Origin of the sequence: Mesorhizobium salmacidum (SeqCode), assembly GCF_037179605.1 — a bacterium.
GTDB classification, from domain to species: Bacteria; Pseudomonadota; Alphaproteobacteria; order Rhizobiales; family Rhizobiaceae; genus Mesorhizobium; species Mesorhizobium salmacidum.
This window is the reverse complement of the sequence record NZ_JAPYKS010000001.1, coordinates 387,154-413,676: the sequence shown is the minus strand read 5'-3', so window position 1 is coordinate 413,676 and position 26,523 is coordinate 387,154. Positions and strand designations below refer to the sequence as shown.

26 protein-coding genes and 1 pseudogene are annotated in these 26,523 nt (G+C 63.9%); 12 read left to right on the top strand and 15 right to left on the bottom strand.

Going from position 1 to position 26,523, the window contains the following annotated elements; all coding sequences use genetic code 11:
* Window positions 1-5: 5 nt before the first annotated feature.
* Entirely contained in the window at window positions 6-923 is a 918-nt protein-coding gene (gene bcoG / locus O7A60_RS02090; RefSeq protein WP_091586279.1) for a 3-dehydrocarnitine:acetyl-CoA trimethylamine transferase BcoG, read from the bottom strand.
* 79 nt (window positions 924-1,002) lie between these two features.
* On the opposite strand from bcoG, the gene O7A60_RS02085 reads away from it, so the two are divergent.
* A complete protein-coding gene (locus O7A60_RS02085; protein ID WP_337104793.1) occupies window positions 1,003-1,983 on the top strand; it encodes a GlxA family transcriptional regulator in 981 nt (326 codons plus the stop codon).
* Window positions 1,984-2,044: 61 nt separating this feature from the next.
* On the opposite strand, the gene O7A60_RS02080 is transcribed toward O7A60_RS02085, so the two are convergent.
* On the bottom strand, window positions 2,045-2,254 hold the full coding sequence (locus O7A60_RS02080; RefSeq protein ID WP_027142450.1) for a hypothetical protein: 210 nt from the start codon (window positions 2,252-2,254) through the stop codon (window positions 2,045-2,047).
* A 208-nt stretch (window positions 2,255-2,462) separates the two neighbouring features.
* A complete protein-coding gene (gene xylA, locus O7A60_RS02075) occupies window positions 2,463-3,788 on the bottom strand; it encodes a xylose isomerase (protein ID WP_337104792.1) in 1,326 nt (441 codons plus the stop codon).
* A gap of 113 nt (window positions 3,789-3,901) precedes the next feature.
* On the opposite strand from xylA, the gene O7A60_RS02070 reads away from it, so the two are divergent.
* Window positions 3,902-4,264, top strand: coding sequence for a nuclear transport factor 2 family protein (locus O7A60_RS02070; RefSeq protein WP_337104791.1), 363 nt, complete (start codon window positions 3,902-3,904; stop codon window positions 4,262-4,264).
* A gap of 197 nt (window positions 4,265-4,461) precedes the next feature.
* On the opposite strand, the gene xylB is transcribed toward O7A60_RS02070, so the two are convergent.
* Both xylB and O7A60_RS02060 read right to left on the bottom strand, forming a co-directional pair.
* The gene (xylB, locus tag O7A60_RS02065; RefSeq protein ID WP_337104790.1) at window positions 4,462-5,916 is read right to left on the bottom strand and encodes a xylulokinase; all 1,455 of its coding nucleotides are present in this window, start codon (window positions 5,914-5,916) and stop codon (window positions 4,462-4,464) included.
* Window positions 5,917-5,996: 80 nt separating this feature from the next.
* A complete protein-coding gene (locus O7A60_RS02060) occupies window positions 5,997-7,322 on the bottom strand; it encodes a tetratricopeptide repeat protein (protein WP_337104789.1) in 1,326 nt (441 codons plus the stop codon).
* A 227-nt stretch (window positions 7,323-7,549) separates the two neighbouring features.
* Between O7A60_RS02060 and O7A60_RS02055 the strand changes: the two are divergent.
* Window positions 7,550-10,334 (top strand): annotated as a pseudogene (locus tag O7A60_RS02055) (autotransporter family protein).
* A gap of 72 nt (window positions 10,335-10,406) precedes the next feature.
* Here O7A60_RS02055 and O7A60_RS02050 read toward each other — a convergent pair.
* Complete coding sequence (locus tag O7A60_RS02050) at window positions 10,407-11,030, bottom strand: LysE family translocator (RefSeq protein ID WP_140752627.1); 624 nt, start codon at window positions 11,028-11,030, stop codon at window positions 10,407-10,409.
* A 247-nt stretch (window positions 11,031-11,277) separates the two neighbouring features.
* Here O7A60_RS02050 and O7A60_RS02045 point away from each other — a divergent pair, with 247 nt between their 5' ends.
* The 4 genes from O7A60_RS02045 to O7A60_RS02030 all read left to right on the top strand — a co-directional run bounded on the left by O7A60_RS02045 (window position 11,278) and on the right by O7A60_RS02030 (window position 15,965).
* The gene (locus O7A60_RS02045) at window positions 11,278-12,045 is read left to right on the top strand and encodes a L,D-transpeptidase (protein WP_337104788.1); all 768 of its coding nucleotides are present in this window, start codon (window positions 11,278-11,280) and stop codon (window positions 12,043-12,045) included.
* A 213-nt stretch (window positions 12,046-12,258) separates the two neighbouring features.
* Window positions 12,259-13,425, top strand: coding sequence for a diphosphate--fructose-6-phosphate 1-phosphotransferase (locus O7A60_RS02040; RefSeq protein WP_337104787.1), 1,167 nt, complete (start codon window positions 12,259-12,261; stop codon window positions 13,423-13,425).
* 117 nt (window positions 13,426-13,542) lie between these two features.
* A complete protein-coding gene (locus tag O7A60_RS02035; RefSeq protein ID WP_337104885.1) occupies window positions 13,543-14,217 on the top strand; it encodes an MBL fold metallo-hydrolase in 675 nt (224 codons plus the stop codon).
* 188 nt (window positions 14,218-14,405) lie between these two features.
* The gene (locus O7A60_RS02030) at window positions 14,406-15,965 is read left to right on the top strand and encodes a DegQ family serine endoprotease (protein ID WP_337104786.1); all 1,560 of its coding nucleotides are present in this window, start codon (window positions 14,406-14,408) and stop codon (window positions 15,963-15,965) included.
* Window positions 15,966-16,022: 57 nt separating this feature from the next.
* On the opposite strand, the gene coaA is transcribed toward O7A60_RS02030, so the two are convergent.
* From coaA to hisB, 9 genes are read right to left on the bottom strand one after another with little or no spacing between them, the layout of a single operon-like run.
* Complete coding sequence (gene coaA, locus O7A60_RS02025; protein WP_337104785.1) at window positions 16,023-16,982, bottom strand: type I pantothenate kinase; 960 nt, start codon at window positions 16,980-16,982, stop codon at window positions 16,023-16,025.
* Between the two features lie 24 nt (window positions 16,983-17,006).
* Window positions 17,007-17,330: a phosphoribosyl-ATP diphosphatase gene (locus O7A60_RS02020; protein ID WP_337104784.1), complete on the bottom strand. Its 324-nt coding sequence runs from the start codon at window positions 17,328-17,330 to the stop codon at window positions 17,007-17,009.
* A gap of 60 nt (window positions 17,331-17,390) precedes the next feature.
* Entirely contained in the window at window positions 17,391-18,185 is a 795-nt protein-coding gene (hisF, locus tag O7A60_RS02015; RefSeq protein WP_337104884.1) for an imidazole glycerol phosphate synthase subunit HisF, read from the bottom strand.
* Window positions 18,182-19,018, bottom strand: a complete 837-nt coding sequence (locus O7A60_RS02010) for an arginase family protein (protein ID WP_337104783.1) — start codon at window positions 19,016-19,018, stop codon at window positions 18,182-18,184. The genes hisF and O7A60_RS02010 overlap by 4 nt, the downstream gene beginning before the upstream one ends.
* Window positions 19,015-19,764, bottom strand: coding sequence for a 1-(5-phosphoribosyl)-5-[(5-phosphoribosylamino)methylideneamino]imidazole-4-carboxamide isomerase (hisA, locus tag O7A60_RS02005; protein ID WP_337104781.1), 750 nt, complete (start codon window positions 19,762-19,764; stop codon window positions 19,015-19,017). Before hisA ends, O7A60_RS02010 begins: the two co-directional genes overlap by 4 nt.
* A gap of 4 nt (window positions 19,765-19,768) precedes the next feature.
* Window positions 19,769-20,059 carry a DUF1330 domain-containing protein gene (locus O7A60_RS02000; RefSeq protein WP_027142434.1) on the bottom strand — a complete coding sequence of 97 codons (291 nt, stop codon included), beginning with the start codon at window positions 20,057-20,059 and terminating at the stop codon, window positions 19,769-19,771.
* A gap of 5 nt (window positions 20,060-20,064) precedes the next feature.
* Complete coding sequence (gene hisH, locus O7A60_RS01995) at window positions 20,065-20,715, bottom strand: imidazole glycerol phosphate synthase subunit HisH (RefSeq protein WP_337104780.1); 651 nt, start codon at window positions 20,713-20,715, stop codon at window positions 20,065-20,067.
* A 1-nt stretch (window position 20,716) separates the two neighbouring features.
* Window positions 20,717-21,193, bottom strand: coding sequence for a DUF2628 domain-containing protein (locus O7A60_RS01990; RefSeq protein ID WP_337104779.1), 477 nt, complete (start codon window positions 21,191-21,193; stop codon window positions 20,717-20,719).
* A gap of 4 nt (window positions 21,194-21,197) precedes the next feature.
* On the bottom strand, window positions 21,198-21,797 hold the full coding sequence (gene hisB, locus O7A60_RS01985; RefSeq protein WP_027142431.1) for an imidazoleglycerol-phosphate dehydratase HisB: 600 nt from the start codon (window positions 21,795-21,797) through the stop codon (window positions 21,198-21,200).
* Window positions 21,798-22,029: 232 nt separating this feature from the next.
* On the opposite strand from hisB, the gene hslV reads away from it, so the two are divergent.
* The 5 genes from hslV (at window position 22,030) to O7A60_RS01960 (ending at window position 26,212) form a co-directional block, all read left to right on the top strand.
* Window positions 22,030-22,581 (top strand): ATP-dependent protease subunit HslV, encoded by a 552-nt coding sequence (gene hslV / locus O7A60_RS01980; protein WP_027142430.1) that lies wholly within the window; start codon window positions 22,030-22,032, stop codon window positions 22,579-22,581.
* 63 nt (window positions 22,582-22,644) lie between these two features.
* On the top strand, window positions 22,645-23,160 hold the full coding sequence (locus O7A60_RS01975; protein WP_337104778.1) for a GNAT family N-acetyltransferase: 516 nt from the start codon (window positions 22,645-22,647) through the stop codon (window positions 23,158-23,160).
* An 8-nt stretch (window positions 23,161-23,168) separates the two neighbouring features.
* A complete protein-coding gene (locus O7A60_RS01970) occupies window positions 23,169-23,768 on the top strand; it encodes a DUF2585 domain-containing protein (protein WP_337104777.1) in 600 nt (199 codons plus the stop codon).
* A gap of 4 nt (window positions 23,769-23,772) precedes the next feature.
* Window positions 23,773-25,083: an ATP-dependent protease ATPase subunit HslU gene (gene hslU / locus O7A60_RS01965; protein ID WP_140758809.1), complete on the top strand. Its 1,311-nt coding sequence runs from the start codon at window positions 23,773-23,775 to the stop codon at window positions 25,081-25,083.
* Window positions 25,084-25,252: 169 nt separating this feature from the next.
* A complete protein-coding gene (locus O7A60_RS01960) occupies window positions 25,253-26,212 on the top strand; it encodes a DUF1402 family protein (protein ID WP_337104776.1) in 960 nt (319 codons plus the stop codon).
* The last annotated feature ends 311 nt before the right edge of the window (window positions 26,213-26,523 follow it).

Here is a 26,523-nt window from a genome sequence, read left to right as displayed (position 1 = left end):
ATAATTTATGCCGCTATCGGCGCTCGCTTGGTCAGGTTGAGCTTCTTGCGGACTTCCTCCGGCCCCAGGATCCTGGCGCCCAGATTGGTGACGATCGAGGCGGCGCGCTCGACCAACTGCGCATTGGTCGCCAGCACGCCCTTGTCGAGCCACAGATTGTCCTCGAGCCCGACGCGGACATTGCCGCCGGCAAGCACCGCCGCCGCTGCATAGGCCATCTGGTTGCGGCCGATGGCGAAGGCCGACCAGTTCCATGTCGACGGCACGTTGTTGACCATCGCCATGAAGGTGTTGAGGTCGTCGGGCGCACCCCACGGCACACCCATGCAAAGCTGCACCAGCGCGTCGGGGTTGAGCACCTTTTCCTCGACCAGCTGCTTGGCGAACCAGAGATGCCCGGTGTCGAAGGCCTCGATCTCGGGCTTGACGCCGAGCGCCGTCATCATGCCGCCCATGGCGCGCAGCATGCCGGGCGTGTTGGTCATGACATAGTCGGCTTCGGCGAAATTCATGGTGCCGCAGTCCAGCGTGCAGATTTCCGGCAGGCATTGGCGCACATGTTCCATGCGGTTGGTGGCGCCGCCCATGTCGGTGCCCTTTTCGTTGAGCGGCAGCGGCGCTTCCGGCGAGCCGAACACCATGTCGCCGCCCATGCCGGCGGTCAGGTTCAGGATGACGTCGACGTCCGCCGCGCGGATGCGCTCTGTCACTTCGCGGTAGAGATGCACGTCGCGCCTGGGCTTGCCGGTTTCGGGGTCGCGCACATGGCAGTGGACGATGGCAGCGCCTGCCTTGGCCGCATCGATCGCCGAATCGGCGATCTGCTTGGGCGAGCGCGGCACATGCGGCGAGCGGTCCTGCGAGCCGCCGGAACCCGTCACGGCGCAGGTAATGAAGACCTCACGGTTCATTGCAAGCGGCATCGAAACTCTCCTCCCATTCGAAACAGCCGCTAGCATCGCTCGACTTGATCAAAGCTGCTTTGCGTTTTACGAAGGCGATATGATCAAAAGCGAAAAACCGGATATCTTTCGCGCCGAGCGCACGCCGCTCAAGGTGACGTTGCTGGTGTTTTCCGGCTCGTCGATCATGTGCGTGGCCTCCGCCGTCGACCCGCTGCGCGCCGCCAATCGCATTTCCGGCGAGACCCTGTTCGATTTCAAGCTGGTCTCGGTGACAGGCGAGGCGCCGGTCACCACATGCGGCCTGCCGGTGGCGGTCAGCGGCCGTTTCGACGCCAATGAGGCAACCGACGTGCTTGTCGTCGTCGCCGGTTTCGGCACCCAAAACTATGCCACATCGGCTCTCCTCTCAGCTTTGCGGCGGGCGGCGCGAGCGGCCCGTGCGTGCGGCGGCGTCGAGGCCGGCACCTGGCTGGTGGCGCGCGCCGGCCTGCTGGAAGGCCGCAGCGCCACCACCCACTGGGAGGACATGGAGGACTTTTCCTCGGCATTCCCCGGCATCGATGTCCGGCCGGACCGCTACGTCATCGACGGGCCGGTGTTCACGTCGGGCGGAGCCTCGCCGACCTTCGACCTGATGCTGCATCTCATTCGCACGCGCCTCGGCATGGCGGTGGCGCTCGATGTCGCCAGCGTCTTCATCTACGACCAGGCGCGGGCCGCGACCGATGCCCAGCCGCTGGTCTCGCTCGGCCGGCTCGACGGCTATGATCCGCGGCTGGCGCAGGCGATCCGGCTGATGGAATCGCATGTCGATCAGCCGCTGACCATAGAGGCGGTTGCCAGGCGCGCCGGGGTGACGGCACGGACGCTGGAAAGCATCTTTCGCAAGTCGATCGGCGAGACACCGGGCGCCTATTATCTCAGGCTGCGCCTGGGTGCCGCGCGCCGGCTTGTGGTCGACACGCGGATCGCCATGGCGGATATCGCCGGGCGGACGGGGTTCTCGTCTGCCGCGGCCTTTTCAAGAGCATTTTCAAGAGCTTTTGGCGAAGCCCCTGTCAGGCTTCGCCGGGGGTAGTGCAGGTCGCCCAAAACTGTGTAGCGGTTTTGGGGCAACGACATGCACAGGTAAAGAGAGCTTATGCCGCATTCTGGCGGTCGCTGCCGCCATCGATCTGCGAGCGCATCTGCCGCGCGAGATGGGTCTCGAAGCGGCTGGCAACGGCGCGGTCCCATTCATTGGTGCTGCGTGCGCCCTGCTTTGGATGCGGCATTGCCATCAGCCGGTCGATGATCGATCCGGCCTCGCCAGGTGAGAGCAGGGCGTCGATTTCACGTTCGTTCTGCATATCGGTTCGCCTCCTTCTTCCTCTCCCGCCACGAGCAATATCTATACGAGATTCGTGACGGCAGTTTGAAGGCAAGAGCTGGGCGATTGAGGGGCGCTTAGGGGCAAAACCTTGTCGTCGGTTTCAGCATGGCGCGCAAAAGGTTTCCGCGCGCCAAGCTTTCGAATCGCATAGTGCGCCGGCTTGGATTGCCGGCGGTCAGGCAGCGTCAGACGTAGCGGTTGACGATGTTTTCGAGCAGTTCCTGGCGGCCGGAGCGCGGCTGCGGTTCGATCTTCTTCTTCACCACGCGCTCGGCGATCTCTTCCAGCGTGCGCTTGCCCGACAGCATCGCCTTGGCCTCGGCGCCGTTCCAGCCGGCGTAACGTTCGGCGAGCGGACCCGACAGCGCCTTGTCCTCGACCATGCGGGCCGCAGCCTTCAGGCCGCGCGCGCAAGAATCCATGCCGCCGATATGACCGATCAGCAGATCCTGCGGGTCGAGCGACTGGCGGCGCAGCTTGGCATCGAAATTGGTGCCGCCGGTCTTGAAGCCGCCGGCCTGGAGGACTTGGTAATAGGCCAGCGCCATCTCCGGCACATTGTTGGGGAACTGGTCGGTGTCCCAGCCCGACTGGTAATCGTTGCGGTTCATGTCGATCGACCCGAAGACGCCGAGCGCATTGGCCAGCGCCAGCTCATGCTCGAAGGAATGGCCGGCCAGGAAGGCGTGGCCCTGCTCGATGTTGAGCTTGACCTCCTTCTCCAGGCCGAAGCGCTTGAGGAAGCCGTAGACGGTCGCGACGTCGTAGTCATACTGGTGTTTTGTCGGCTCCTGCGGCTTCGGCTCGATCAGGATCGTGCCCTTGAAGCCGATCTTGTGCTTGTAGTCGACGACGAGGTTCAGGAAACGGCCGGCCTGTTCCTGCTCGCGGGCAAGGTCGGTATTGAGCAGCGTCTCATAGCCCTCGCGCCCGCCCCACAGCACGTAGTTCTCGCCCTTCAGCCGCTTGGTGACGTCGATGCAGCTCTTCACCGTCGCGGCGGCGTAGGCGAATACATCCGGATCGGGATTGGTCGCGGCACCCGACATGAAACGGCGATTGGAAAACAGGTTCGCCGTACCCCAGAGAAGCTTGACGCCGGTCTGCTTCATCTTGGTGGCGAAATAATCCGCGATTTCATCGAGGCGGGCCGCACTTTCGGAGAAATCCTTGCCCTCTGGCCGCACATCGGCGTCGTGGAAACAGAAATAAGGCGCGCCGAGCAGCGAGAACATCTCGAAGGCGACATCCGCCTTCAGTTTCGCCAGCTCCATCGTGTCGACGCCGCCGGCCTTGGGGAACCAGGGACGGTCGAAGGTCTGGCCGCCGAACGGGTCGCCGCCGGGCCAGGCGAAGGAATGCCAGTAGGCGACGGCAAAGCGCAGATGGTCTTCCATCCGCTTGCCGGCCACCACTTCGTCGGGATTGTAGAAACGATAGGCCAGCGGATTGGTCGAATCCGGGCCTTCATATTTGATTTTCTGGATGTCGCCGAAAAAGCCGCTGCTCATGGTTCTCTTCCTCTCCAAGATAGGTTTGCCTGATTACCTCAGGCGTAATTGGTTTCACGCCGGCGCTGGTCGAAAACGGTCATGTCAAAACCGTCAAACGAAGGAGACAGACCATGATCGACCTCAACAGGATCGCCCAGAACTACATCATCGCCTGGAACGAAGCCGACGCCGACCGCCGGGCGGCCTTGCTCAGGGCTGTTTTCACCGAAGACGTCAGCTATCGCGATCCGCTTATGCAGGGCGACGGCCATGAAGGCGTCGCGGCGCTGATCGACGGTGTGCAGCAGCGCTTTGCCGGCTTCCGCTTCTCGCTGAAGGGCACGCCGGATGGCTTTGCCGACAAAATCCGCTTCTCTTGGAACCTCGGGCCCGAGGGCACCCCTTCCGTCATCGAAGGCACCGATATCGGAACCATCGAGAACGGCCGCCTGAAGAGCGTCACCGGTTTCCTCGACAAGGTGCCGGCTCAGTGAGGGCAACTTGGAAAGGGGGATGCGAGGCGCCCCCCTCTGGCCTGCCGGCCATCTCCCCCTCAAGGGGGGAGATTGTCTGTTTTGGCTGCTTTCGCCAATAACCAACGTTGCAGAATTGTCGCCTACGGTGAAACTGCCGATCTCCCCCCTTGAGGGGGAGATGCCCGGCAGGGCAGAGGGGGGTGCCTGGCGCCAACTCACGCGGTTACTGCTTTGATCGCCGGATACAGTGCCCGGTAACGCTGGTAAGCATCCGCGTAGGCACCGGCCAGACCGGAATCTGGTTCGATCGTGGCGTCGGTCTTCGGCGCGGAGCACACAGCCAGCGGATCGGCGCCCGTCGCGGCTATCAGGCCGAGCCGGGCGGCACCAAAGGCGGCGCCGAAATCGCCATCGGCGGGGATGTCGACCGGCAGTTGCAGCGCGGTGGCGATCGCCTTCAGCCAGTAGCGCGAGCGTGAGCCGCCGCCGATCGCGGTCACGCGCGTCAAGGTCGTGCCGGCTGTCTTCAACGCTTCGAGGCTGTCGCGGAAGGCAAACGCGACGCCTTCGAGCACGGCCTGGGTCAGCACGGCGCGGCCCGATTCATGCGCGAGGCCCGTGAAGGAACCGCGAACGGCCGAATCATTGTGTGGCGTACGCTCGCCTGAGAGATAGGGCAGGAAGGACACGCCGGTCGGCGCCTTCAGCGCCTCCCCGAGTTCCGATGTCAGCTCGCCGGCGCCCTTGCCCGTGATCTCGCACAGCCAGTTGAGTGAATCGGTTGCCGACAGGATGACGCCCATCTGGTGCCAGGTGTCGGGCAGCGCATGGCAGAAGGTGTGCACCGCGCTTGCCGGGTTCGGCAGGTAGGACGCGTTTGCGGCAAACAGCACGCCCGACGTGCCGAGCGAGACAAAAGCCTGGCCGGCGCCGACCGTGCCCATGCCGCAAGCGGAAGCCGCATTGTCGCCGGCGCCGCCGGCGATCGGGATGCCAGTCTGGATACCCCATTGCGATGCGAGTTCGGCGCGCAGACCGCCGGCCTTCGCGGTGCCCTCGACCAGCGCTGGCATATGGCTCTCGTCAAGCGATGTCGCGGCGAGCAGGTCCGCGGACCAGCACCGCTTGCCGACGTCGAGCCAGGACGTGCCGGCCGAGTCGGACATTTCGGAAAAATGTTCGCCGGTCAGCCAAAGCCGCAGGAAATCCTTCGGCAAAAGCACCTTTGCCACCTTGGCGAAGACAGCGGGCTCGTTGTTCTTCACCCAGGCGAGTTTCGGCGCGGTGAAACCGGGAAATACAATGTTGCCGGTGAGCGCGCGGAAGCGCGGATCGGCATCGAGGGCCGCTGCCTCGAGATGACTGCGCGTATCGTTCCACAGGATGCAGGGGCGCAGCACATGATCGGCCGCATCGAGCAAGGTCGCGCCATGCATCTGGCCGGACAGGCCGATGCCCTTCACCGCGGCGAACTGCTTGGGATAGGACGCCTTCAGTTCGGCGATCGCGTCCTCGCAGGCGCGTATCCAATGCAGCGGATCCTGTTCGGACCAGCCAGGATGTGGCCGAGAGACATCAAGCGTGCCATGGCCGGAGCCGATGACGCCCTGTCCGGCATCGATCAGCAGCGCCTTGACGCCCGATGTGCCCAGGTCGAGGCCGAGATACATGGTTTCCTCCCACGTCCTTATTTTTTTCGGAGCCCGAAAAAATATACTTGAGCAGTTTTTAAGGCAAGATCCGCTCCGGGTCAATTCTCTGACAAATCGGCGGCCCGTCGCGAAAACAGCGCCGACAGCGGACTGTCCGGCCGCGCCGTCGAGCGCTCCGTCGTCAGTGCCTGGGCGAGCGCGCCGTCGCCGGCGCGCAGGGCTGCCTCGATCAGCGTGAGATCGATGACGTCCCGCTGCGCGTGGCTGCCGCCAAAGCGATGGGCGATGGCCCGGATCGGACCGATCAGCCGGATGGTTTCGGCGTAGTTGCCCTCTCCGAACGCCTTGATCGCAAGCGTCAGGGGATGGCCGACATCCCTGGTGAATGCGGCGTTGTCGTCACTGCCGCGCATCGCCTCGCGCTGGGCTTCGAGCAAGATCCGGGTCGGGGCGCCGAGCCCGGCGCCGACAAAGGCCATCATCGCATGGGCGTCGTTGAAGGCATAGTTGCCGGCGCGGGCCTTGGGCACCCAATTGGCGGCCAGTGTTGCCCAGCGGTCACCGACATCGACACCGCCAAGATGGAGCCGCCACAGGATCGCCGACGCATCGACCATGTTGAGCGCCAGCGTCGATCTGGCGCCGTAGATCGGCCCGTCATAGAGCTGCAGCACCTCGCCGGTCTCGCCGAGATCGTAGTGGAACAGCGCCAGATGCCACCAATTGTGGACCTGGAGGAAGCTCTCCTTCGTCCAGGCTTCGGGATCGGCTCGCATCCAGGCGATGCCATCCCTTTGCCGGCTTTGCATCTCCATCACGTGGGCGACCGCATGTTGCGCCCAGCCGTCGCGCGGTTCGATCTCGACCGCTGTACGACCGAGCCTTTCTGCCTGCGTATATTCGCCCATCTCTTCGAGCCCAAAAGCCTGCATGCCGAGGATGGCGTGGTAACCCGGCATGTCGGTCCGCCATGAGGACAGGGCACGGGCGATGCGGTCGCGCAGCATGCGGGTGTTGCCGGTGAAGAAATCGACCTGGTGTCCGACCTGGAGCGCCACGGCGTCGAGCGGGAAATCGATCGCTATGTCCTGCAGGATGCCGGAGGCCTGATGCCAGCGCCCGTTGGCGAGGTGGCCGAGGGCCGAGACATGCGCCCGCTCGCGCGTTGTCGCGGCAAGCGGCAGTGCCGCCCCGTGGCAGGTCTTGGCCATGGCCGTCGCCTCCGGTTCGGTGGCAAGGCCGAAAAGGTAGCCCTTGAAGACATGCGCCATGACGAAACCGGGGTCCTGCGCGATGGCGCGGTCGACGGAGTTCACCGGATCGCCAACGAAACACTGCAATTCGCGCACGGCCTGGCTGTAGGGTGCGAATCCCGCCTCCGTCGCGCCCGAAAATGCCAAGCCGAATGCGTCCCGGATAGTCATGCGAGAGTCCTTGGTCGGCGCCCGATGGGCATGATGCCCCTCGGTCCAACATGATCTTAAAGCATGGGCCACGGCGACGCCAAATCACGGGCACATCTGCACCATGTCAGCTATTTTTGCAGTTCATCAACCATGAGAGGCAGATTAGGCTTTGTAAAAGCGAACGAATTGTGGCTTCATTGCGGCGCGGGTAAGAGGCTTGAAATCGCGATCTGAGAGGGGACGCGATGCGGCACTTTGAAATACAGCTTCCGAACAGCGGCTCGGAGCACATCGGCAAGGCTATTTCTTCGGCGCGGCGAAGGCCCAGGCGAATCAATCCTGGGTTTATTAGCTTACTTGCAACTACATCGCTGATGTTGCTGCCTGGCTCCGCGGCCTTCGCGGCATGCGTGCTGGTTCCGTCTCCGGGCAATGACACCTTCACTTGCGATAGTGGCGATTCGGGCGGCAGTCTCAACGACATCAACGGCAACAACACGCTGACCTTTCCCGCCGGCGGTACCGGCCAGGTGAGCGGCAACGTCACTTTCGGCGCCGGCACGGACCGCATCGACATGCAATCCGGCACCATCACCGGCACGGTCGATTAGGGTGACGGCACGGATTTCTTCACCATCGGCGGCGGCATCGTCTCCGGCAATGTCCAGCAGGGCGCCGGCATCGACGACTTCAACATGAGCGGCGGCCTGGTCGGTTCGCTGAACCAGGGCGACGGGCTGGACACCTTCACCATGACCGGCGGGCGCGTCATCGATTTCTTCGACGACGGCGACCGTGCCGTGATGACCGGCGGCCGCATCGGCCGTGTCAACATGAAGCTCGACAAGAACTATTTCAACATGTCGGGCGGCATCATCGACCGCAACCTCGTCACCGGCTTCGATCAGGACACCATCATTCTCTCCGGGGGCACGATCGGCGGCAACATCAGCGTCAGCGGTGGCAACGACAGCGTGACGATAACAGGCGGCACGGTAGGCGGCGATGTGCTGATGAGCTTCGGCGCCGACAATTTCGTCTGGAACGGCGGCGGCATCATCTATGGCTCGGTCGACCTCGGCGCCGACAACGATACCGCCAAGCTCAGCAATCTCACCAAGGCCAATCTTGGCGGAGCCGATGCGCTGAATGGCGGCCTGGGCACCGATGCGCTCACTTTCGACAACGTCAAGCTGGACGGCATCGCCAGGGTCCAGAACTGGGAAACCATCGACGCCACCAACGACACCCAGCTGATCCTGGACGGCAATCTCGTGCTGGGCGACAGCGGCACGGGCACCGGAAAGCTCAGCGTCGACCAGGCAAGCACGCTCTATGGCGGCGGCTTCAACAGCTCCATCCAGGCCTTTACCGCGGGACAGCTGGCCGAAGTGGTCAATGCCGGCCGCATCGACCTGACCAATGGCAGCACCGGCGCCACCGATCGCCTGACCATATCGGGCAATTATGTCGGGATGGGCGGGTTGCTCCTCCTCCAGACCGAGCTTGGCGACGACAGCTCCGCTTCCGACCGGCTGGTGCTGTCCGGCGGCACGGCCTCGGGCTCGACCGGCATTGCCGTGGTCAATGTCGGCGGCGCCGGGGCGCAGACCACGTCCGACGGCATCATGCTCGTCCAGGCGGTCAACGGCGCCACGTCGAGCGCAGGCGCCTTTGCCCTTGACGCGCCGGTCGCTGCCGGCGCCTTCGAATATTATCTCTTCAAGGGCGGCGTCAGCGCCGGGAGCGAGCAGAACTGGTATCTGCGATCGACCCTGAACACACCGGCAACACCGGCCGCTGGGCCGTCGGCGCTCGAACCGCCGCCGCAGCCAGAGCCGGAGGCGCCGCGGACCGAGCCGCCGCCACCACCGTCCGAGCTGCCGCCGGTGCCGGTGCCGACCGATGGCGACATCAACAACCCGCCGGTCGATTCGACACCGCCGGTGCAGGCGAGCGACCCCGAGCCCGAGGCGCCACCGGCACCGCCGCCAGCACCGCCAGCGGATCCGCCACCGCCACCGCCGGTGGTGCCGACCGCCGTGCCGGACCTGCCGACGCCGGCAGCCGGCGAGACGATCCTGCTCTACCGCGTCGAGGTGCCCACCTACTCGGCCTTGCCGCCGGTGGCCGAGCATCTGGCGATGACGACACTCGGCACCTTCCACGAGCGGCGCGGCGAACAGAGCCTGTTGTCGAACGCGGAGCTGTCGCCGGTGTGGGGCCGCATCTACGGCCAGGACGCCAAGATGGGCCGGTCGGGAACGGTCGCCGTCCTTCGACGGCACCTTGTTTGGCCTGCAGGCGGGCTTCGACGTCTTCGAACGCGAAACCGCGTCGGGGGCGATCGATCGCGCCGGCCTGTTCGTCGCCTATGCCAGCATGAAGGGCGATGTGCGCGGCCAGGCACTGGGGCAGAATGATCTGTCCGTCGGCAAGCTCGACGCCAACGGCACCAGTGTCGGCGGCTACTGGACCCGCCTCGGCCAAGGCGGCTGGTACCTCGACGGCGTCCTCATGGCCACCTTCTTCGGCGGCGACGCCACGTCGTCGCGCGACGTCGGTATCGATATTGGCGGAACAGGTGTCACCGCCTCACTGGAGGGCGGCTATCCCATAGCGCTGGCGCAGGGCTGGACGCTCGAACCGCAGGCGCAACTGATCTGGCAGCATCTGTCGCTCGACGATACCAAGGATCGTTTCTCGTCGGTTTCCTTCGACAGCGACGGCAGCGTCACCGGCCGGCTGGGCGCTCGCCTGCAAGGCGAGACCACTGTCAACGGCATAGCGCTGCAGCCTTACCTCAAGGCCAATATCTGGCATGATTTCGGCGGCACCGACCGTGTCAGCTTCGACACCACCGACATCTCGACCGAGGGCAGGTCGACCTCGTTCGAGTTCGGCGGCGGCATCGTCGCCAAAGTGACGGACAAGGTCAGCATCTTCGCCACCGGCGATTACACCACCAACCTCGGCGGCGACAAACGCCGCATCCTCGAGGGCAATCTGGGCTTCAGCGTCAAATGGTGACGCAAGCAGCCGTGACGAGGTTCAGCCTGCCTGCAAATGGCCTGACCTGAATCTCAACACACCTTGGATGTGTTAATTGCTGGACCGCATCGCCACCGTGGCGATGCCGGCGCCGACCAGCAGCGTGCCGCCGGTGCGGTTGAAGATGCGGATCGCCTTGGGGTTGCGCACCACGTTGCGGGCGCGCGCCGCGATCAGCGCGTAACCGAAGGCGTTGGCGAAGGCGAGCGCCAGGAACGTCGTCTCGAAAATCAGCATCTGCGTCCAGAAATTGGCATGCCGGTCGAGAAACTGCGGCAGGAAGGCGACGAAGAAGGTGATGCTCTTCGGGTTGAGCGCGGTGACCAGCCAGGCATGCGCCATCATCTTGGCCGACGACACCGTGTCGGTGCGCGGTTCGGCCTTCAGCGTACCGCCGGCGCGGAACAGTTTCACGCCGAGATAGATCAGATAGCCGGCGCCGATCAGCTTCAGGATGGTGAAGACAGTGGCGGAAGCCGCAAGCAGCGCGCCGATGCCCAGCATCGACAGGGTCATGGCGGTGAAGTCGCCGAGCGCCACGCCGACGGCCATCGGCAAGGCGGTGCGCCAGCCTTGGCCCAGCGCATAGGACACGACCAGAAGGATGGTCGGACCCGGGATGATGAGAAGGATGCTCGACGCGGCAGCGAAGGCGGCCCAGTTTTCGAAGGACATGCTCGTCTCCCTTGAGCTTAAAGAAGAGGATAAATCCTTGGGTCCCGAAGAATGTAAAGGGCCGAATCTTTGTTTTCGCGCATTCCGGCCGCCAACCGGCACAATTGCGCCAGCGGCAACTCGGTGTCAGTTCGCGTCAGCAAACGCAAGCAGCACAAGGCATTCACGCTTTATCAACCATGAATGATGAAAATGCCCGCTATCCGGCCGGACCGTGCTTCCCGCCGAAAGCGTAGGGTTTGGGTATATGCGTGAGTTGCCGCAAGGTCCGATGCCGCCACGAAACGGCGACGCAATCGAAACCGATTTTCTTCTCTCTCGCCGCGCTGTCCTGTCCGGGGCCGGCGCTTTGGCGCTGCTTGGCGTCGCCGGCTGCTCGACTTCGGGTGGTGGCGACCTGCCGGCGCTCCAGCTCGACGATACGGTTACGGGTTCGGTGCCGATCCGGCCCTCGATCAGCGTCGACAAGAACATCACCGGTCCTGATGTCATGTATGCCTCCTTGACGGACAACGGCTTCAACGTGCCCGAGGTGCCCTATCTCAAGGTCAAGCCGGAATTCCGCCGCCAGATCGTCGTCGACACCACTGGCGAGGCGCCCGGCACCATCGTCGTGCATCTCAAGGAACGCATGCTCTATCTCGTCCAGCCGGGCGGCGACGCCATCCGCTACGGCGTCGGCATCGGCAAGGACGGCTTCCGCTGGTCCGGCCGCGCCAACATCCAGTACGGCCGGGAATGGCCGACCTGGACGCCGCCGCCCGAAATGATCCAGCGCAAGCCCGAACTGGTGAAGTGGCAGGGCGGCCAGCCCGGCGGCCTCACCAATCCGCTCGGCGCCCGCGCGCTCTACATCTACCAGGACGGCAAGGACACCGGCTACCGCATCCATGGCTCGCCCGAATGGTGGAGCATCGGCCAGGCGATGTCGTCGGGCTGCGTGCGCCTGATCAACCAGGACATCATCGACCTCTACAGCCGGGTGTCGAAGAAAAACCCCGTCGTCGTCATGTGATCGTGGCCGCGGTTTCCCGCCGCCAGACTCTTCCGTTGCGCGAGGCGACAAGACAGGCCAAGGTGCCTTGAAAACCATCGCCGAGAGCCGGATGATTTCCGGTCCGTTCGGACCTGAAATCTGAATCCGTCTCTAAATCTAAGAATTAGAGCATGATGTCGTCCGAAAACCGCTTCACACTTTTCGGCATCATGCTCTAGGGAGACGTCAGGAATGGCCGGAACTTTTGTCATCGCGCAGGGCGGCGGCCCGACCGCCGTCATCAACCAGACGGTGGTGGGCGCCACGCTGGAGATACGAAAGCGTCATCCCGGCGCCAGGGTGCTGGGCTCCATCCACGGCGTGCGCGGCATCCGTGACGGCAACTATGTCGACCTTTCCGCCATCCCGGAGGACCGGCTGCGGCTGATAGCCGGAACGCCGAGCGCCGCCCTCGGCTCGACGCGCGACAAGCCGGATGCCGCCTATTGCGAGGTCATCCTGAAGGGCCTGCGGAAGGCTGGCGCCGACGCCTTCATCTATATCGGCGGCAACGACACCTCGGGCACGCAGCAAATCCTGACCGATGCCGCCGGCGGCAAGATCGCCTTCGTCCACGCGCCGAAGACGATCGACAACGATCTCGAGGAAAACGACCATACGCCGGGCTTCATTTCGGCGGCCGAATTCGTCGCCGGCGCCTTCCTGTCCGTCGATCTCGATTTCCGCGCGCTGCCCGGCATCTATGTCGGCATCGTCATGGGCCGGCATGCCGGTTTCCTGACCGCGGCGGCGGCTGCCTGGCAGCTCGACGCCGACAGCGGCCCGCATCTCGTCTACGTGCCGGAGCGGCCGTTCTCCGCCGCCGGTTTCATCGACGACGTGCGCGCCACGCTCGACCGCCACAAGCGCTGCATCGTCGCCGTGTCGGAGGGCGTCAGCACCGCCGACGGCAAGGCGCTGGTCGAAAGCCTGGTGCCGGCGGACAAGCTCGAGCGCGACCAGCACGGCAACGTCAAACTATCGGGCAGCGACCTGCCGGCGGCGCTCGAACGGGCATTGGCCGAGGGGCTGCCGGGCAAGCGGGCACGCGTCGACGCGCTCGGCTACATGCCGCGCGACTATGTCGGCGCCATCAGCGCGGTCGACGCGCAGGAGGCCTTCGATGCCGGCGCCTTCGCCGTCGGCGTCGCCGAACAGGGCGGCGGCTCGGTGGCGTTGCAATATGATGGCAGCAAGATAGTGCTGAAGAAGGTGCCGCTGAAAAACGTCGCCGGCAAGACCCGCCACATGCCCGACGATTTCATGAAGCCCGACGCCAACCAGCTGTCCGAGACCGGCATGGCCTATCTCAAGCGGCTGGTGCCGGAAAAATACAAGGTCGGAAAGCCGTTCGTCTGATGCCCCGGCTCATACCTGATGCCCTGGCTCATACCTGATGCCCGGCCTGCACATTATCCGGATTCTCACGTGAACTCAGGCTGGTTCTCCAGGCGCATCGTCGACGACAGAACGACGATGCTGACCGAGCCGTTCGTGCACGACTATGTTCGCGCCAACATCTGGCATCTGACCGGGCGCGACGCCGACCTTCTGGTCGATACCGGCATGGGCATCTGTCCGCTGGCGCCGCAGATAAGGACGCCCGAAGGCAAGCCGCTTCTGGTCGTCGCCACCCATATCCACCTCGACCATGTCGGCTCGCTGCACGAATTCCCGCTGCGGGCCGGGCCAAGGATGAGCGCGGCGCAATTCGAGAGCATGGATGAGGCCGCGACCTACGCCTACATGTTCCATGATCTCGAGGGCGCGGTCTCGAAACTGCCGGCGCCAGGCTGGAAATCGGCCGACTATGCGATACCGCCGGCGCCGTTGACGCGCACGCTCGACGAAGGCGACGTGGTCGATCTCGGCGATCGCCGGTTTCGGGTGCTGCACCTTCCTGGACATTCACCGGATTCGATCGCGCTGTTCGACGAGGCCGATGGCCTGTTCTTCAGCGGCGACGCCATTTATGACGACACGCTGATCGACGATTTGCCGGATTCCGACCGGGAAGCCTATCGCAACACGATGCGGCGCCTGCTCGACCTGCAGATCCGCATCGGCCATGGCGGCCACGGCCCGAGTTTCGACGGCAAGCGCATGCGCGAAATCGCGTCGGCCTATCTGCGGTCCGTGAGCGCGCTCTGAATTAAATCTTCGTAAGGTCGGGCAAAAACCCTAAATTGGGCCATTCCGGACCCTAAATACCGGATTGTCGATCCGGCCGGCCGCCATGTACGGCGAGACAGGCCACCCGGTCGTCGACACGCTGACGGGTGCTTTCTCCCACGAGCTGCCCGCGGCGCCGGATCAACTCTCGCCCGGACAGAACGACCATGTCACCCCTAGGTATTCTTCGTAGGCATCGCGTCGCCGCCCTGCTGGGCGCCGCGCTGATCATCTCCCCCGCCGTCGTCTCCCTCGCTCAAAATGCCGGCAATGGCGGCTTGAGCAATGTCGCCGCGACGACCCAGACTCCCGTCGCCGGAATAACGGCTCCGAACGGATCGTTCGCGCCAACCGTGGCCGCGGCCAAGCCCGCTGTCGTCACCGTTACGACAGTCATGAAAGCGCAGCCGGAAGTCATGAGCGAAGGTTCGCCTGACGGTTCGCCCTTTGGCGGCAACTCGCCTTTCGATGACTATTTCCACCAGTTCTTCGGCGATCAGGGCATGCCTGCTCCCAAGACGCCTCCGCAACAGCAGTCGCCGCGCGCCGAGGCGCTCGGTTCGGGCTTCATCGTCAGTGCCGACGGCACCATCGTCACCAACAACCACGTCGTCGACGGCGCGACCTCGATCAAGGTGACGCTCGACGACGGCACGGAGCTTCCGGCCAAGCTGGTCGGTCACGATGCCAAGAACGATCTCGCCGTGCTGAAGATCAAGGCCAACAAGGCCTTGCCGACCATCAAATGGGGCGACTCCGACAAGCTCATGACAGGCGACCAGGTGCTGGCGATCGGCAATCCGTTCGGCATCGGCACCACGGTAACGGCCGGCATCGTCTCGGCGCGTGGCCGCGACCTGCATAGCGGGCCGTTCGACGATTTCATCCAGATCGACGCGCCGATCAATCACGGCAATTCCGGCGGCCCGCTGGTGGATGTCAGCGGAAATGTCGTCGGCATCAACACCGCGATCTATTCGCCGAACGGCGGCAGCGTCGGGGTCGGCTTCGCCATTCCGTCGGATCAGGCCGAGAAGGTGGTCGCCAAGCTGATGAAGGGTGGCGACATCGAATACGGCTACCTCGGCGTCGAGATCCAGCCCGTCACCCCGGACGTGGCCAACGCAATCGGGCTCGACCATCCCGGCGGTGCCTTGGTCTCGCAGGTCAATGACGGGTCGCCCGCGGCCAAGGCCGGCATCGAAAGCGGCGATGTCATCACCGGCTTCGCCGGGCAGGACGTCAAGGATCCCAAGGATCTTTCGCGGGCTGTCGCCGACGTCGCGCCGGGTGCCAGGGAGACACTGGATGTCTGGCGCAAGGGCAAGGCCGCACAGATTTCCGTCGATGTCGGACGCAACAGCGACGATGTGAAGACGGCATCGACCGGCAACTCCAGCGCGCCGGGCACCGAGCAGGGGTCCCGCGCGCCGGCCATCGGCCTCGGCCTGATGGACATCACGTCCGACATCCGCCGGCAGATGAACCTCCCCGAGACCGAACACGGCGCGGTGGTTGCCAGCGTCAATCCCGACAAGCCGGCAGCGACTGCCGGCATCCAGCCGGGCGATGTCATCGTCGCCGTCAACCAGGCCCCGGTGAAGAGCGCGAAACAGGTGACCCAAGCGATTTCCCAAGCCGGCAAATCCGGACGCAAGTCGGTGCTGCTTCTGGTGGAGCGTGGCGACACGCAGATTTATGTCGCCGTGCCGTTCGCCAATGGCTGACACGTAACACCGGCGTGGCGGGCTTGTGGACGAGCCCGCCACGCCGGGTTCTATCGGCTATAATTTGCGCAGCGCCACTTCCTGGACCAGGTGGTCGGCGCCCTTGCGCAGGATCAAGTCGGCGCGGGCGCGCGTCGGCAGGATGTTTTCGCGCAGGTTCTTCAGGTTGATGTTGGTCCACAGGCCTTCGGCGATCGCCTTGGCCGCATCCGCCGACAGCTGCGAATAGCGGTGGAAGAAGGAGTCCGGATTGCGGAAGGCGGTCTCGCGCAGCCGCATGAAGCGGGAAATATACCAATTGTGGATCAACTTCTCGTCGGCATCGATATAGATGGCGAAGTCGAAGAAGTCCGACAGAAAAGGCACGATCTTGCCGTCCTGCGGCAGCTTGCCCGGCTGCAGCACGTTGATGCCTTCGAAGATCAGGATGTCGGGCCGGTCGATGGTGACGAACTCGCCGGGGATGACGTCATAGGTCAGGTGCGAATAGACCGGCGCGCGGACATCGGGCAACGCCGACTTGATGCCCGACAGGAAACGCAGCAGCGCGCCGACATCGTAGCTGTCGGGGAAACCCTTGCGCTCCATCAGGTTTTCGCGGCGCAGCACCTCGTTGGGCAGCAGGAAGCCATCCGTGGTGATGAGGTCGACCTTGGGGCTCGACGGCCAGCGCGCCAGAAGTTCCTTGAGCACGCGCGCCGTGGTCGATTTACCGACCGCGACCGAACCGGCGATGCCGATGATGAACGGCGTCTTGGCCACGTCGACGGCGTTGAAGAAGGCCTGGCGCTGCCTGAACAGAAGCTGGCTCGCCTCGACATGCGCCGACAAAAGCCGCGACAGCGACAGATAGATGCGCTTGACCTCCTCGAGGTCGACGGGGTCGTTGAGCGAACGCAGGCGCCGGAACTCGTCCTCGCTCAGCGTCAGCGGCGTATCGGCGCGGAACCGCGACCATTGCTCGGCCGAGAAGAAGCGAAACGGGGAATATTTCTCGGTTGGCGCGAGCTGATCCATCGAGATACCTGCCCTCCCTCCCGATCAGCCCTTGGGCCGTGACGCCTTCTCGGCGATGCCCGAACGCCGGGTGCGGCCTTCGAGCTCCTTGAGCACGTCATCCAGCGGAACGCCCGCTATGCTGAGGACGACGAGCCAATGATATATAAGATCGGCGCTTTCCGAAACGAGGCCCTGTTTGTCGCCCTTGACGGCGGCGATGACCGTCTCGACCGCCTCTTCGCCGAGCTTCTGCGCCGCCTTGTCGATGCCGCGCGCGAACAATTTGGCCGTCCACGAGTCCGGATCGCCGGAATGGGCGCGGTCGCTGACGATTTTTTGGAGGTCGGAGAGCGAAAATTCGGCCATATCAGTCTATCTTCTTGTTTAAGCCGGATTTTTCCCAGAAGCCGGCTTCGGGAACATGCTCTAGGACCTGTTACCGAGCGAGTCTAGCCGCATCGGCAGGCCGGCCTCGGCCATATGCACCTTGGCTTGCGCGATGGTGTAGGTGCCGAAATGGAAGATGGAGGCCGCCAGCACAGCACTTGCATGGCCGTCGCGAATGCCTTCGACCATGTGGTCGAGCGTGCCGACGCCCCCCGATGCGATGACTGGCGCGCGCACCGCGTCCGATACCGCGCGGGTCAGCGCGACGTCGTAGCCGGCCTTGGTGCCGTCGCGGTCCATCGAGGTCAACAGGATCTCGCCGGCGCCGCGATCGACCATTTGGCGCGCGAATTCGACGGCGTCGATGCCGGTCTTTTCGCGCCCGCCATGGGTGAAGATCTCCCAGCGCTCGGCCTCACCGGGGCCGGACACTCTCTTGGCATCGATGGCGACGACGATGCATTGGTTGCCGAATTTGTCGGCGGCTTCGGCGACGAAATCCGGGTTCTTCACCGCGGCCGTGTTGATCGACACCTTGTCGGCGCCGGCCAGCAGCAATTTCCTGATGTCGGAGACCTGGCGCACGCCGCCGCCGACGGTCAGCGGCATGAAGCATTGTTCGGCGGTGCGGGCGATGACGTCGAAGATGGTCTCGCGATTGTCCGACGAAGCGGTGATGTCGAGAAAGCAGAGTTCGTCGGCGCCGGCGGCATCATAGGCCTTGGCTGCCTCCACCGGGTCGCCGGCGTCGATGAGATCGACGAAATTGACGCCCTTGACGACACGGCCGTCCTTGACGTCGAGGCAAGGGATGACGCGGGCTTTCAGCATCAGCGGCCCTCTATCGTGGCAAGCAGATCGTTGAGCAGTTGGCCGACCAGCGGCGGCACATCGGCCTGGGCATCGAAGGCCGGATCGTAAGCGGAAACGGTGATGCCGACGACCGGCACCGCAAGCGCCATGGCGCAGGCCGCGTCGCGCAGCTGCTCCGGGTTCGGTCCGCCTGATGTGACGTAGCGGTTGGCCTGCAGCGCCTTGGGATCATGCACGTCGAGATCGAGATGCATGTGCACGCTGTTGGCGCCGGCTGCTTTCAGTCTTTCCGTCGCTTGCGCCACGCCCGGACATTCCGTCCGGATGACCGGCAACGTTTCGAGAAGCTTTTCCTCCGCCGGATCGAGATCGCGGGCGTTGACGAGCACGCAGCGCGCGGGATCGATCGGCCTGAAGCCGGGAATGGCCGTCGCCATCGGGCGCCAGCACAGGCCGAGCACCGTCGCCAGCGCCATGCCATCCAGAAAGCCGTATACGGACGTCTCGGGCGTGTTGAGGTCGCCGTGCTGGTCGGCCCAGATGATCGCATCGGCGCCGTCGCCGGCGACCGCGCCGGCACTGGTCAGGCAGTTTCCGGCCAGCACGATGGGAAACCGCCCCCTGTCGCGGGCAATGCGGACCTCGCCCGAGACGGCGTTGCAGACGGCAAAACCGGTGGCGATCTCGCGCTCCTGGTCGGCGCCGACCCTGCCGATGTCCTCGACCGTGACGTCGTGACCGGCAAAGGTCAGGGCATCGACGAGCCCGCCTGACATCAGCGCGTCGGGCCCCTGGCCCATGCCGCCGTGATAGTGGCCGCTGTCATAGGAGGCCAGGATGAGCGAAACCTTCACGATCGCGCCTCCTTCGCCGGCCGGCCCTGCAGGATCGCCAGCGCCTCGGCCGGGTCGATGCGGCCATCATAGAGGGCGCGGCCCGAGATCGCGCCTTCGAGCTTTTGCGCGTCGGGCATGGTCATGCGCACGATGTCGGCGATCGAGGCCAGCCCGCCGGAAGCAATGACCGGGATCGACACGGCGTCGGCGAGGTCGATGGTGGCGTCCCAGTTGATGCCGGTCAGCACGCCGTCGCGGTCGATGTCGGTGTAGATGATGGCGGCGACGCCGGCGCCTTCGAATTTCCTGGCCAGTTCGATGACGCCGAGGCTCGAGGCCTCGGCCCAGCCTTCGACGGCTACCTTGCCGCCCTTTGCGTCGATGCCGACGGCAACCTTGCCCGGAAACGCCTTGCAGGCCTGCCTGACCAGATCGGGATCGCGCACCGCCACCGTGCCGAGGATGACGCGGGCCAATCCACGGTCGAGCCAATCCTCGATCTGCTCCAGCGTGCGGATGCCGCCGCCGAGCTGCACGGGATTCTTTGTCGCTTTCAGGATGGCGCCGACCGCGGCGCTGTTGACGCTCTGACCCTGGAAGGCGCCGTTCAAGTCGACGACGTGCAGCCACTCAAAACCCTGCTCTTCAAAGGCTTTGGCCTGTGCGGCGGGGTCGTCATTGTAGATGGTCGCGGTCGCCATGTCGCCGTGCTTAAGGCGCACGCACTGGCCGTCCTTGAGATCGATGGCTGGAAACAGGATCATACGTTCAGGCGCCTTCAACGATGACGAAATGACCTGATGAAGCGGCAAGCCGGAATTTGGAGGCATGCTGATATTCAGGCGAATGATAGCATTCGACCGCCTTGTCGAAAGACTCGAACTCGACCAGCACATGGCGGTTGCCGGTAGGTCCTTCCGGATTTTCGTGGCGGCCGGCCCGCACGGCGAATTTCGCGCCATACTTCGCGAACGCCACAGCATTGGCCTCGATGTACTGTTTATATATCTCGGGGTCGCGGACATCGATCATCGCCATCCAGTAGCCCTTCTTGCTCATGGTGTTCAGGGCCTCCAGCGCAGGAAATTCGTGATCAGCGTCAGGCCCAGCGCCTGACTCTTCTCCGGATGGAACTGCGTGCCGGCGAGATTGTCGCGGGCGACGGTGGCCGTCACCGGGCCGCCATAGTCGGCGACCGCAGCGACCTCGTCCGGGTTCTTTGCATCGAGATGGTAGGAGTGGACGAAATACGCATGCAGGCCTCTCGCGCCGGTCGGAATGCCGGAAAATAGCGGGTGCTGGCGCCTCAAGTCGATCGTGTTCCAGCCGATCTGCGGGATCTTCAGCGCCGGATCGGAAGGCGTGATCTCCTTGACGTCGCCCGATATCCAGCCGAAGCCGTTGGTGATGGTCTTTTCGAGGCCGCGCTGCGACATCAGCTGCATGCCGACGCAAATGCCCAGGAAAGGCCGGCCCTTGGCGATGGCGACGTCCTCGACCGCCTCCCACATGCCCTCGACGGCACGCAGGCCGGCCGCGCAGTCGGCGTAAGCGCCGACGCCGGGCAGGACGATGCGGTCCGCGGTGCGTACACGGTCGGCATCGGCCGTCAGGTCGATCCGCGCCGATATGCCGGCCTCGCGCGCGGCGCGCTCGAAAGCCTTCGTTGCCGAGCGCAGATTGCCCGAACCGTAATCGATGATCGCAACCCGCATCTCAGCGCCGTCCCGGAATGTGGGTCAGCCCCAGCGCTATGCCGGGTTGCGCCGGGCGCGCCAAAGCGGCATCCGGAACGATGCGCGGCGCGGGGGCTTCTTCGTCCGAAAGGCCTTCGATTTCCAGGACATAGCGCATATCGGCGTCCGCGAGCCAACCGGCCTCGACGACGCCCCATTCATGCCAGCCGCGGCGGCGCAGCGCCGCGATGCGCAATCCCTGGCCCTCCAGCCCGACATAGAGGGAGACGAGCAGCGACAGCAGCGAGCCGGCGACACCGAGGCCAAGTTTCTGGCCAAGCATCGAAAGCACGCCCATGACGACAAAGGCGAGCGCCGCTTCGACCCACAGCCGGTGCCAGGCAAGCCACAGCGGCGGCACGAGCAGCCCGAGCCAGGTGAAGCCGTCGCGGACCAACGTCATCGTGTCGACTTTCTCGCTACGGCCAGGTGGCTCCATCACGACATAGGCGGTCATGAGGCTATCCCTTCAAAGAACCCTTGGTGGAGGGAACCGCGTCAGGCTGGCGCGGATCACGCTCGAGCGCGGCGCGCAGCGCGCGCGCCACCGCCTTGAAGCAGGTCTCGGCGATATGATGGTTGTTGGCGCCATAATGGTTGGTGACATGGAGCGTGATGCCGGCATTCTGCGCCAGCGCCTGGAAGAATTCGCGCACCAGTTCGGTGTCGAAGGTGCCGATCTTGGGCGACGAGAACGAAACGTTCCAGACCAGGAAGGGCCGGCCCGACACGTCGATCGCCGCACGCGTCAGCGTCTCGTCCATGGCAAGGTCGATCGAAGCGTAGCGCATGATGCCGCGCCGCTCGCCCAGCGCCTTGGTCAAGGCCTGGCCGAGCGCAATGCCGGTGTCCTCGACCGTGTGGTGGTCGTCTATGTGCAGGTCGCCATTGGCCTTGACGGTCATGTCGATCAGCGAATGGCGGGAAAGCTGATCCAGCATATGGTCGAAGAAGCCGACGCCCGTGGCGATGTCCGATTTGCCGGAGCCGTCGACATGGATCGAGACCGAGATGTCGGTTTCCGCAGTCTTTCGGCTTGCATCGGCGGAACGAGGCGCCATCACTCTATCCTTGTGCCAGTGGTTCAGATCGTGACCGGTTCACGGGCCTCAAGCGCTCGCTGGCTTGAAAACGAGAGCCTTCTAGCAGCATGATCCGGCGATTGCCAGTTGCGATCCCGGCCGCTATCGAGCCGTTTGCAATCATTGGCCCCGTGCATACATATGGCCGATCAAAGTTACTCGTACCGCGCCAATCGCCTTTTTTTGGGATGGCGCTGCTCGGAGCCAGGAAATGTCTGATAATCTGACCATGCACGCCACGACGATCGTGACCGTGCGCAAGGGCAACAAGGTGGTGATCGCCGGCGATGGCCAGGTCAGCCTTGGCCAGACCATCATGAAGGGCAATGCCCGCAAAGTGCGCCGCATCGGCAAGGGCGGCAATGTGATTGCCGGTTTCGCGGGTGCCACAGCCGACGCCTTCACGCTTTTGGAACGCCTCGAAGCCAAGCTCGAACAATATCCCGACCAACTGACGCGCGCCTGCGTCGAGCTTGCCAAGGACTGGCGCACGGACCGTTATCTGCGCCGGCTGGAGGCGATGATGCTGGTTGCCGACAAATCGGTCTCGCTGGCGCTGACCGGCAACGGCGACGTGCTGGAGCCCGAACATGGCGTCATGGCCATCGGTTCGGGCGGCAATTACGCGCTGGCCGCGGCGCGCGCGCTGATGGACAGCGACAAGGACGCCGAGGAGATCGCCCGCAAGGCGATGCAGATCGCGTCCGACATCTGCGTCTACACCAACAATAATTTCGTTGTCGAAACGCTCGATGCGGCTTGATCAGGCCGACCATGGTCCCGAACCGCGTAAGCGAAAAGTGGACGCCGGTTTTCGGAAAAGACCATGATCCAACCAGAAAATAGCTACGATTTTCGTCCGGTGACCAAAAAGGACCTGCCGATGATCGCAGGCTGGCTGGCCGAGCCGCATGTTGCAGAGTGGTGGGGCGATCCCGAGGCGGAAATCGCGGAGATTGCCGATCATATAGACTCGATTTCCGTCGAGCCGCTGATTGTTGAGCTCGACGGCAAGCCGATCGCCTATCTGCAGAGCTACGATCCGCATCTGGAAGACGGCCATCCCTATGCCGATCAGCCGTTCGGCACGCTCGGCATCGATATCTCGATCGGCCGGCCGGAACTGGTCGGCATCGGCCATGGCTCGGCGATCGTGCGCCAGTTCGTCGAAGACCTGTTCGAGGAAGGCGTGCCGCGTGTCATTATCGACCCCGACCCTGCCAACATCAGGGCCATCCGGGCCTATGAAAAGGCGGGATTTCGGGCCATTGATCGCAGACAGTCGATCTATGGCGACGCCGTGCTGATGGCGATCGATGCGGAAGACGCGCAAGAGGGGTAATTCAGGACATGGTCACGGCCAGCGAGGACAAGAGCCTTTCCGCTTACGAGGATAGCTGGCGGATGGGGCTGCTGATCGTCGCCGGCCTGCTCGTCGTCCAGGCCGTCACGCTCTACCTGATGGGCCATCCGCCGATCTGTACCTGCGGCTATGTCAAGCTGTGGCATGGCGTGGTGAACAGTTCGGAGAATTCCCAGCACATTTCGGACTGGTACACCTTTTCGCACATCATCCACGGCTTCCTGTTCTACGCGCTGGCCCGGTTCCTGTTCCCGCGCTCGCCGATCGGCTTGCGGCTGGCATTCGCCGTCCTCGTCGAGGGAGGCTGGGAAATCCTCGAAAATAGCCCGTTCATCATCGAGCGCTACCGCGCCGGCACCATTTCGCTCGATTATTACGGCGACAGCATCATCAATTCGGTGTCCGACACACTGGCCATGGTGCTGGGATTTGTCATGGCGCGAAGGCTACCTATATGGGTGATCGTCAGCCTCGCCCTCCTCTTCGAACTGGGTACCGGCTATCTCATCCGGGACAATCTTACACTCAACGTGATCATGCTGCTGCATCCGTTCGAGACCATCAAGCAGTGGCAAAGTGGAATTTAGTGACATGAGCACATTTTCTCCCCGCGAAATCGTTTCGGAACTCGACCGCTTCATCATCGGCCAGAAGGACGCCAAGCGCGCCGTGGCCATCGCTCTGCGCAACCGCTGGCGCCGCCAGCAGCTCGAAGGCCAGATGCGCGAAGAGGTGATGCCGAAGAACATCCTGATGATCGGCCCGACCGGCGTCGGCAAGACCGAGATTTCGCGCCGCCTGGCACGGCTCGCCGGCGCGCCGTTCGTCAAGGTCGAGGCGACCAAGTTCACGGAGGTCGGCTATGTCGGCCGCGACGTCGAACAGATCATCCGCGATCTGGTCGAGATCGCCATCGGCCTGATGCGCGAGAAGATGCGCGAGGACGTGAAAGCGCGCGCCCATGTCAACGCCGAGGAACGGGTGCTGGAAGCACTGGTCGGCAAGACGGCGAGCCCGGCGACGCGCGATAGCTTCCGCAAGAAGCTGCGCGAGGGTGAGCTCGACGACAAGGAAATCGAGATCGAAGTGGCCGACACCGGCAATGGCGGCATGCCCGGCTTCGAAATCCCCGGCATGCCGGGCGCCAATATCGGCGTGCTCAACATCAACGACATGCTGTCGAAGGCGATGGGCGGCAAGAAGACCAAGCTGCGCAAGACCACGGTGAAGGAGTCCTACGACCTGTTGGTCGGCGACGAGTCCGACAAGCTGCTCGACCAGGACGAGGTGGTGCGCCGGGCGCTCGACGCAACGGAGAATGACGGCATCGTCTTCCTCGACGAAATCGACAAGATCGCCGCCCGGTCGGATATTTCCGGCGGGCCTTCGCGAGAAGGCGTGCAGCGCGACCTGCTGCCGCTGGTCGAAGGCACGACGGTGGCGACCAAATACGGTCCGGTGAAGACGGACCACATCCTGTTCATCGCTTCCGGCGCCTTCCATGTCTCCAAGCCGTCCGACCTGCTGCCGGAACTGCAGGGTCGCCTGCCGATCCGCGTCGAACTGCGTGCGCTGGAGAAGGAGGACTTCGTCCGCATCCTGACCGAGACCGAGGCGAGCCTGATCAAGCAGTATATCGCGCTGATGAAGACCGAAGGCGTTGAGCTCACCTTCACCGACGACGCCATCGATTCGCTCGCCGGCGTCGCCGTCGATCTCAACGCCAGCATCGAGAACATCGGCGCGAGGCGGCTGCAGACTGTGATGGAGCGGGTGCTGGACGACATCTCCTATGATGCGCCGGACCGCAACGGCACGGCGGTCACCATCGACGCCGCCTATGTCCAGAAGCATGTCGGCGACCTCTCCAGAAACACGGATTTGTCGCGGTTCATCCTTTGAACGAGGGCGCCGGAGCAGCCCGGCGCGGTCATGCAACAACGTCCGGCTGGAGCCATGTGTGGCCAGATGGTACCATCTGGCCACCTTTCGTCTCGCCGGATGATGGGGCGCTCTCGACTCGACCAAGTGCTTTACCTAGTTTGCGCCGCAATTCTCTAGGCGGCGGCACATGAAAAAACTCATCTTGGTCATTCTCGGCTTGACGCTGGCGGCGACGCTGTTCGCCGCCGACGCGGCGACATTGGTGCCGGCGGGAAACCGCAATACCGAGCAGCCAGACATTCCCGGCGCCTCGAGCCGCCGCACGCAGGCGACCAACACCACCTTCCAGGCGAAGTACCGCAAGGTCTACGCGCTGCTGCAGAACGACGCCGATCTGCGCGCCAAGATCAAGAAGGCAGCGAGCGCCTATGGCATCGACCCCATGCACATCGTCGGCGCCATCGTCGGCGAGCATACCTACAATGTCGACGCCTACGACCGGCTGCAGACCTATTACGTCAAAGCGATCTCCTACCTTTCGAGCAAGCTCTCCTTCGCCTATGACGGCGAGGACATCACCGATTTCGTGCAGCGGCCGGAATTCAAGAAATGCGCCGCGATTTCGGACAGCTACGATCTGTGGGAATGCCGCGAACAGGTCTGGAACCGCTCGTTTCGCGGCAAGACTGTCGGCGGCGAGGATTTCCCCGACAACCGTTTCGGCGCCACCTTCTTCCAGCCCTACTATGCCGGCCAGACCTTCGGCCTCGGCCAGCTCAATCCCCTGACCGCCCTGCAGATGAGCGACCTCGTGCACAAGGTGTCGGGCCTGCCGAAGCTCGACGTCTCCGATCCCAATTCGGTCTACAAGACCATCATGGATCCGGACCTGACGCTGCCCTATGTCGCGGCGACGATCAAAAAGTCGATCGACGCCTATAAGAGCATCGCCGGCTTCGACATTTCGGGCAATCCGGGCATCACGGCCACACTCTACAATGTCGGCAATCCGGAGCAGCGTGCCTATGCGCTGAAGGCGGAAAACGACAAACGCCGCGCCACCGGCGAGCCGGAGAAGCTGCCGGAAGAGAATTATTACGGCTGGCTGGTCAACGACAAGCTGGCGGAGCTCAAGGCGCTGTTCTAAGGACCTCTACCTCCCCTTCGTGGCGAGATCGGACCGAAAGATCCGGGTAAGGGGCCGGTGCCGCACTCCCGGCAAAGGGGCGGGGCCGCAATCGCATATGGCGCTCCCCACTCCGTCTCGGCTTCGCCGAGCCACCTCTCCCCCACGTTGTGCGGGATGAGGAAACCCTGGCCTTCCAAGGTCGCGACGCCGAGGATTAGCGTTTCCTCTCCGTCATGAAATGGGGGAGAGGTGGCCGCGCAGCGGCCGGAGTGGGGTCGGCGCAGTCATGCGCAATTGCCCTGCAACAAGGGAGAGGGCGGCCAACTTCA